General features: G+C 39.8%; 3 protein-coding genes. All 3 read right to left on the bottom strand.

What is annotated here, in order from left to right; all coding sequences use genetic code 11:
* Window positions 1-110 precede the first annotated feature (110 nt).
* A complete protein-coding gene (locus BV214_RS06425; protein ID WP_086476677.1) occupies window positions 111-1,880 on the bottom strand; it encodes a RagB/SusD family nutrient uptake outer membrane protein in 1,770 nt (589 codons plus the stop codon).
* Window positions 1,881-1,906: 26 nt separating this feature from the next.
* A complete protein-coding gene (locus BV214_RS06420) occupies window positions 1,907-5,197 on the bottom strand; it encodes a SusC/RagA family TonB-linked outer membrane protein (RefSeq protein ID WP_086476673.1) in 3,291 nt (1,096 codons plus the stop codon).
* 508 nt (window positions 5,198-5,705) lie between these two features.
* Window positions 5,706-7,067, bottom strand: coding sequence for a UDP-N-acetylmuramate--L-alanine ligase (locus BV214_RS06415; protein ID WP_086476672.1), 1,362 nt, complete (start codon window positions 7,065-7,067; stop codon window positions 5,706-5,708).
* Window positions 7,068-7,184: the final 117 nt, after the last annotated feature.

The following is a 7,184-nucleotide window of genomic DNA, read 5'->3' as shown; positions in this document are numbered from 1 at the left end:
AGTGGACTTTCACCACCTAGCGAATTACCATGCACGGCACACAAAAAAGAAGCCATTCCAATTGTTGGAATGGCTTCTTTCATTTAAAGACTTTACTGCTCTGCAGGGAATTAGTACCCAGGATTTTGTTTTAGGGTAGGCTCCCCATCTGCACCTACACTCAAGTCTATTTGAGCTTGTGGAATGGGATAATATTCACTTTTTCCAGGAATAAATCTTCCACCTCTCACATCAGTGGTTATATTTCCCTGATAATCAAAATAGGTGTTAAGGGTTTCTTCTGCAATACCCCATCTAACCAAGTCGAAGAATCGGTGCCCTTCCATAGCAAGCTCCAATTTTCTTTCGAAATAGATTCTCTCCAACGCCATTTCTTTAGATGCAAAGTCGGCCAAGGTATAATCTGCTATCACGTAATTGGCTGCATTACTGTTCTCGTCAAATCCAGCCATTGGGTCATCTTCATCCACATACTGCTTTAAATAGCCATCTGGATTTGCGGCTCTTTGACGAACTCGATTTACATAATCTAAAGCTACATCCAAACTACCAGCCTGTGCTTCTGCCTCAGCTGCCATCAGCAAGACATCTGCAAATCGGATCACACGAACATTAATAGCTGTACCCGGCGCCCAAGAGCTTTGATCCGCATACTGATCTTGCGTAGCCTGCCAATAGATATTCTTTTTTGGCGCATAAGGACCTCCATAGGTCTGCTCCCTTATCCAAGCCATACCAGGATGCTTGCCCCAATCATGAAAAGGTATACCTCTTCTTCCTACTGTCCAGTCTAGCCTTGGATCCAATGTCCTCGTATCGGGACTAAAGGGCTCGCTACTGGTAATCCCCATATCGCTTTTCACTGGATCTGAGTTGTAATTTGAAATATCGGGAAGTCCGGTTACCGGATCCGTCTTATAGGAATTAACCAAATCCTGTGAAGGCTGAAAGAATCCACAACATCTGAATGGACTATTATAAGGGAAGTTTAGCATGCCACCTTGATTAGCATTGGCAATGGAACCGGTCCCATCGTTAGCTACCATTTGAATATCGAAAACTGTTTCAGAATTATTTTCAGTAGCTGCATCAAAATTATCCCTGAATCGTTCAACCAAAGCATACTTAACTCCTCCTGAATTAACGCCATTATTGATCACATCGGTAAAGACAGTTTTAGCTTCGTTAAACTTCTTTTGATATAAATATGTCTTTCCTAAATAGGCCGCTGCTGCCCATTTATTTGCTCTTCCAAAATCGTCCTGTGCTGCAGGTAAGTTATCAAATGCAAATTGGAAATCTGCTTCAATGTTAGGCCATATATCTACATCATTTGGCTGCTTGGGATCTTCAGTTGTTTCATCGATCCAAGGAACCATATTCCACATTTTCTTCAGCTCAAAATAAAAGTGCCCTCTTAAGAATCGAGCTTGAGCAGCAATATTTTTGCTGTCCTCCTCTGAGATATCTGTGGCCTTAGCTAATAATTTCAAGGTGTTATTCGCTCGGGTAACTCCTCCATATAGCGCTCTCCATTTGCTATTGTAATAACCGTTGGATGGATTGGAAATAAACTTTACAATTTGATCAATAGCAGGTTGGTCACCTCCGAAACTTCCTTTACTTGCTTCACCACCCGCTACAGTACCGTAAACCCAATTATCAGGCGCTGCTTCCCAAGCTGCACCTCCAAATCCAACCCCATCCAGGGCCGCGTAAGCACCGGTCAGCAAATTATCTACACCATCCTTATTGGCAATTACATCCTCACTTAAAGCTCCTAAGGCAGGTTGCTCTAGGAAATTATCACTACAACCTACAATTAACAGCGATGTTAGTATAGGTATATATAGTCTACTTAGTTGTTTTATAATTTTCATATACTTTATTTTATCGTTCATCCTCATTAAAAAATTACGTTTACCCCAAATAGAAGTTGTCTCTGATTGGGATAAGCACCTTCATCTATTCCAAAATTAACGGTACCACCAGAAATTTCCGGATCTATTCCTGAATAGGAGGTAATTGTAAAGGCATTTACCATTTGAGCATACAACCTCAACTTGGAAATATTGGCTCTGTTCATTAATTCTGTAGGGAAGGTGTACCCTAACTGAATGTGTTTTGCCCTTAGGTAGGAACCGTCCTCAACAAAATAGGAGTTAGGAACATCTGCTACACTAAACGATCCCGTAGTTTCCTGAATGGGGGCTTTAGCATCCATATTTTGCGGAGTCCAGGAGTTGTAGAGTGCTGTATGACTCTTAGCCCCTGTAAATGAACTATAAAAATCTGTCCACCATTTCACATTATTCCAAATATCGTTTCCTTGGGATCCATATAGAAACATGCTCAAATCCCAATTTTTGTATATCAATTCTAAGTTTAACCCATAAGTGAAGTCGGGATTTGGATTTCCTAGGAAAACCCGATCATCAGCGGTTATTCTGCCGTCACCATCACTGTCTGCATACCTAAATCTACCTACGGCAACATCTGGTTGATAAGTAGCATTCGGATCGCCAGTTACTGCAATTGCTTCCGCATTAGCATCGGCAATCTCATCTTCTGAATTCCAAAATCCTACAATTTTGTATCCATAAAACTCACTCACAGATCGCCCCACCGCATTTCTAATAATTGTACTACCGTTAAATCGTCTGCCTTCCCGGTCAAAGTAGCTATAACCATCGGCAATCTTTTTAATTTCGTTATTGTAAGTAGTTAAGGTTAGCGTAGTGTTTAAACGCAAATCGTCAGTTAGGTTAAAAAAGGTAGATACATCCATATCCAACCCATTGTTTGCCATTTCCGCAACGTTTACGAAGGGAACAGTAGCATTCCCAACAGTGGCCGGTAAGCTAGGATTAAAAAGTAAGTCTTTAATCTCCTTTTTGTAGTAATCTAAACTTAACTGTACACTGCTATTAAACAAACTTGCATCCAATCCTATGTTAGAATTGATATTCTTTTCCCAAGTTGCATCTGGGTTTCCAATTCGTTGTTGTTGGAAACCTTCTGAAATTGTTTGATTACTTCCTGAAATCGCATAGTATGAATTCTGCTGATTTCCACCAAAGGTGGTAAACGAGTTTGCAGGATCTACGTTCAATTGATTCCCCATTACTCCATAACCACCACGGATTTTAAGATCATTTAACCAATCCATTTCTGGCATAAAAGCTTCATTGCTAATGTTCCACCCTGCACTGACTGCCGGAAACCATCCATACTGATTATTTAAAAACCTAGAGGACCCATCGCGGCGAATAGTAGCACTCAATAAATATTTGTCATCATAGTTATAATCTAATCTACCTATCAAGGAAGATAATGCATCTTGTCTTTTCCAGCTGTAATTGGTCTGTGTTCCCGAACCAGTCTCCAAGGTTACATAATCTGGATCAAAAGAGAAATAACTTTGCATAGACCCACCTACTTCTCTCGCTCTGTTCTTATAGGCTTCCGTCCCCACCAAAACATTCAGGTTATGAACATCATTAAAAGTGTTTTGATACTGAAGGGTATTCGTCCAAGTATAATTGAAGCTCGTATGTGCGGCTTCCCTATAGGTGTTTACCGAACTATTTTCGGCATTTTCATATTCTGGGAAAGAGAACGAGTTAAAGCTATTAGAGTAATACTGCCCTCCAAAACTTGTTCTAAACGTAAAGTTCTCCATAAAGTCAACTTCAGCAAACATGTTTCCGAAAATTCGGTTAGACACTCCCCTGTTATTTCTAGTACGATCCATTATAGCAACTGGATTCCTCGCGTTTCCTAAATCGGAACCAAACGATCCAGCATAATTCCCTTTAATATCCCTAACAGGTATAATTGGTTGCTGTCTGATGGCCATTCCAATGGCACTACCCTCGCTCAACGCGCTAATTTGAGGATTTTCTCTAATACTGAAGCTAAGATTCTGTCCTATCCTAATATTGTCAGAAATATTGAATACCGTATTAGATCGCATTGTATAGCGCTTTAAATAAGTGTTTTTCAGAGTTCCCTCTTGGTCAAAATAGTTTAACGAGAATAAATAACTTCCTTTTTCATTTCCATTACTAACGGACAAGTTATGACTGGTTATACTAGCCGGACTAAAGATTTCTTGGAACCAATTAGTTCCTTGCTTATTAGCCTTTACAATCCTATAGAAATTATCCAAATCTGAACTACTGGTATAATTAGGATTTACGTTGTACAACGACTCATCAACGGTATCTGCACCAACAGGAGCAATATAATTTGGAAGTACCGGAGTGGCTCCATTACCGTATTGGCTATGGTTAATGGGATCCCCTGGATTGGTATTCCTCAAGGCCATAAATGTTAAGTCGGCCATTTCTTGTGAAGAAAGAATATTCCATGGGTTACCGCTCTGTACCATCTGGGTACCATAATACGCGTCATAAGTCACCCTCATTTTTCCCTTTCCTTTTTTGGTTGTAATAACAACTACACCATTAGCAGCTCTAGATCCATAAATGGAAGCAGAACCAGCATCCTTTAAAACCTGCATGGATGCCACATCGTTAGGGTTTAGATCGCTAATATTATCGGTTGGAATACCATCTACCACGTATAGTGGATTGTTGTTTCCAAAAGTGTTAGACCCCCTAATTTTTACTTGAGGTGCCTCGCCAGGCTGTCCTCCTCCTGTAATGGTAACTCCAGAAGCCCTTCCTTGCAATTGATTGGTCACCTGTCCCGAGGGTTGCTTTTGCAGATCATCAGTTTTTACCACTGATACTGCCCCTGTAAGATCTTGTTTCCGCTGGGTTCCATACCCAACTACCACAATTTCCTCCAAGGCAGTAACATCGGTTTCCATACTAACATCAATAGTGTTTTGCCCATTTACAGCAACCTCTACATTACTATAACCAATGTAGGAAAATACTAAAACTGCATCCGAAGCAACATTTATACTATAATTACCATCAAAATCAGTTACGGTTCCGTTAGTAGTTCCCTTTTCCAAGACATTGGCGCCAGGAATGGGCATTCCAGTTTCATCTAACACAACCCCTTTTACGGTGCTTTGATATTCACCGATTATTTCGTTGGATTCATAATTGTTCGCCCATAAAGAATTTGGAAGAACAAGCCCGAGCACTACAAGGATAAAACCTGCCCAATAGGGAAAAAATTTCTGCCAGAGCTTAAAAAACAATAGTGTTCTTTTAATCATAATTTAAATAGTTTAGTTAAGTAATTTATTGTCGACCATTCAATAGGAATAATCCTATTTTTTTTTGTGCGACCACCAATATACAAATATTAACAAAACTTTAAAATTTACAAGAACACCCAATTATGCAATATAAACGTAGCTTATGCGACGATCGTCTAAAATACAACAAGCATAAAACACCCACCTAATTTACTATTAATCAGCAGGCAAAACAATCATCACCGTAAAGTAAGGGTAATTTAAAATTTGAATTCCTCCTACACAAAAGCAGTCACAGCAGACACCAAAGATCACCTTATGAATCCCTTACAAGGTTAACTTTAAAAGTATGTTTACGACAGGCTCTAGTTTATGCGAAGATACGGGTTTAAAAATAGGAATAAAATCTATAAATGTAAGTCGAGCTTGGTAAAACCAGGCTCGACTGTGACGAACAATTTGCCGCACACTTATATGAAAAATAATCTAAACTAGAAAAAGATAAAAAGCATCTCCACTAATATGGCTATACCCCTTCTACTTCCTCCTTAACTTCTTCCAGGTCTAATCCCCCGTAATTGCCAGAGCTCATCAGGAGGAGGGCCGAGTTGGCGTACTGCTGTTTAAATACAAACTCCCTAAAAGCTTCTGCATTGGTGAACACCTGTAAATCTTCACGCCCAAAAGCTTCTTTAATTTGTTCTGGGGTAACTTCTTGAAGACCTTTAATTTTCACCGATTCTGGCAAATAGAAAACCGCTGCAGTGGTAGCATCTTCCAACGCCCCTTTATAACCTTTTAAAAACTCTGGATTAAAACTACTGTAGGTATGCAGTTCCAAACATGCTATCAGATTCCTATTCGGGTATTGCTCGCGCACCGCTGCAGTACTTGCCTTTACCTTACTAGGCGCATGGGCAAAATCTTTAAAAGCAACGCTTAATTTCCCCTCAGCCATCTTTTCTAGCCGTTTTGAAGCCCCCGTAAATGTAGCTATAGCCTCATAAAAATCTTCCTCATCCAAGCCCATGTTTTGGCAAATCCACTTAGCACCTGCCAAATTGCTTAAATTGTGTTTTCCGAAGATGGGAATTGGCATAGGGCCATCTGGCGTTTCTAGAATAGTCTCCCCATTTTCCACGGAATATTCTGGAGTACGATAAGCGAGTTTTCTAATAGTATTTTCCGAAGCCTCCACTATTTTAACAACATTCTCGTCTTCCTCATTATAAGTGATACTCCCGCCTTTTACAATACTATCTACAAAACCTTTAAATTGCTCCAAATAGTATTCATAGGTAGGAAACACGTTAACATGGTCCCATGAAATGCCACTTAGCAACGCTATATTAGGACGATACAAGTGAAATTTAGGTCGTCTGTCCAAGGCAGAGGATAGATATTCATCCCCTTCCAATACGATAAAGTCATTCTCCTCACTAAGGGATACCATTTGATCAAAACCATCTAATTGGGCGCCTATTAAATAATCAACAGGACGATCATGATAATTCATAACATGAAGTACCATTGCCGTAATAGTCGTTTTCCCATGACTCCCACCAATGACCACTCTAGTTTTATACTTGGATTGTTCATATATAAATTCTGGATACGAATAGATTTTAAGCCCTAATTCCTGTGCTCGCAATAGCTCGGGATTATCCGCTTTGGCATGCATACCCAATATAACTGCATCCAAAGATGAATGCACCTTCTCTGGAAACCAGCCATAAGAAGCTGGCAGCAACCCCTTTGCCTTCAACCTGGTTTTGGATGGCTCGTAAATTATGTCATCACTACCGGTAACCGTATGTCCTTTATCCTGTAGGGCTAGCGCCAAATTGTGCATAACGCTCCCACCTATTGCTATAAAATGAATTTGCATTAAAATCGAACTTTAAAAACCGTAAAGATATGAATTGTAATAGCCTTATTCACCTTCCAAATAAAATTTTGCAATCATAATAGCTACGAAATATTCATCCCCACGCTATGTGAAAAA

Source organism: Arenibacter amylolyticus (assembly GCF_002150785.1).
Lineage (GTDB): Bacteria > Bacteroidota > Bacteroidia > Flavobacteriales > Flavobacteriaceae > Arenibacter > Arenibacter amylolyticus.
Note: the sequence above shows the minus strand (reverse complement) of the source record. Positions and strands in the feature narration are given on the sequence as shown.

Excerpts from the sequence above, each read along its gene's own strand:
- BV214_RS06425 (WP_086476677.1), bottom strand. The coding sequence starts at position 1,880 with ATGAAAATTATAAAACAACTAAGTAGACTATATATACCTATACTAACA.
- BV214_RS06420 (WP_086476673.1), bottom strand. The coding sequence starts at position 5,197 with ATGATTAAAAGAACACTATTGTTTTTTAAGCTCTGGCAGAAATTTTTT.
- BV214_RS06415 (WP_086476672.1), bottom strand. The coding sequence starts at position 7,067 with ATGCAAATTCATTTTATAGCAATAGGTGGGAGCGTTATGCACAATTTG.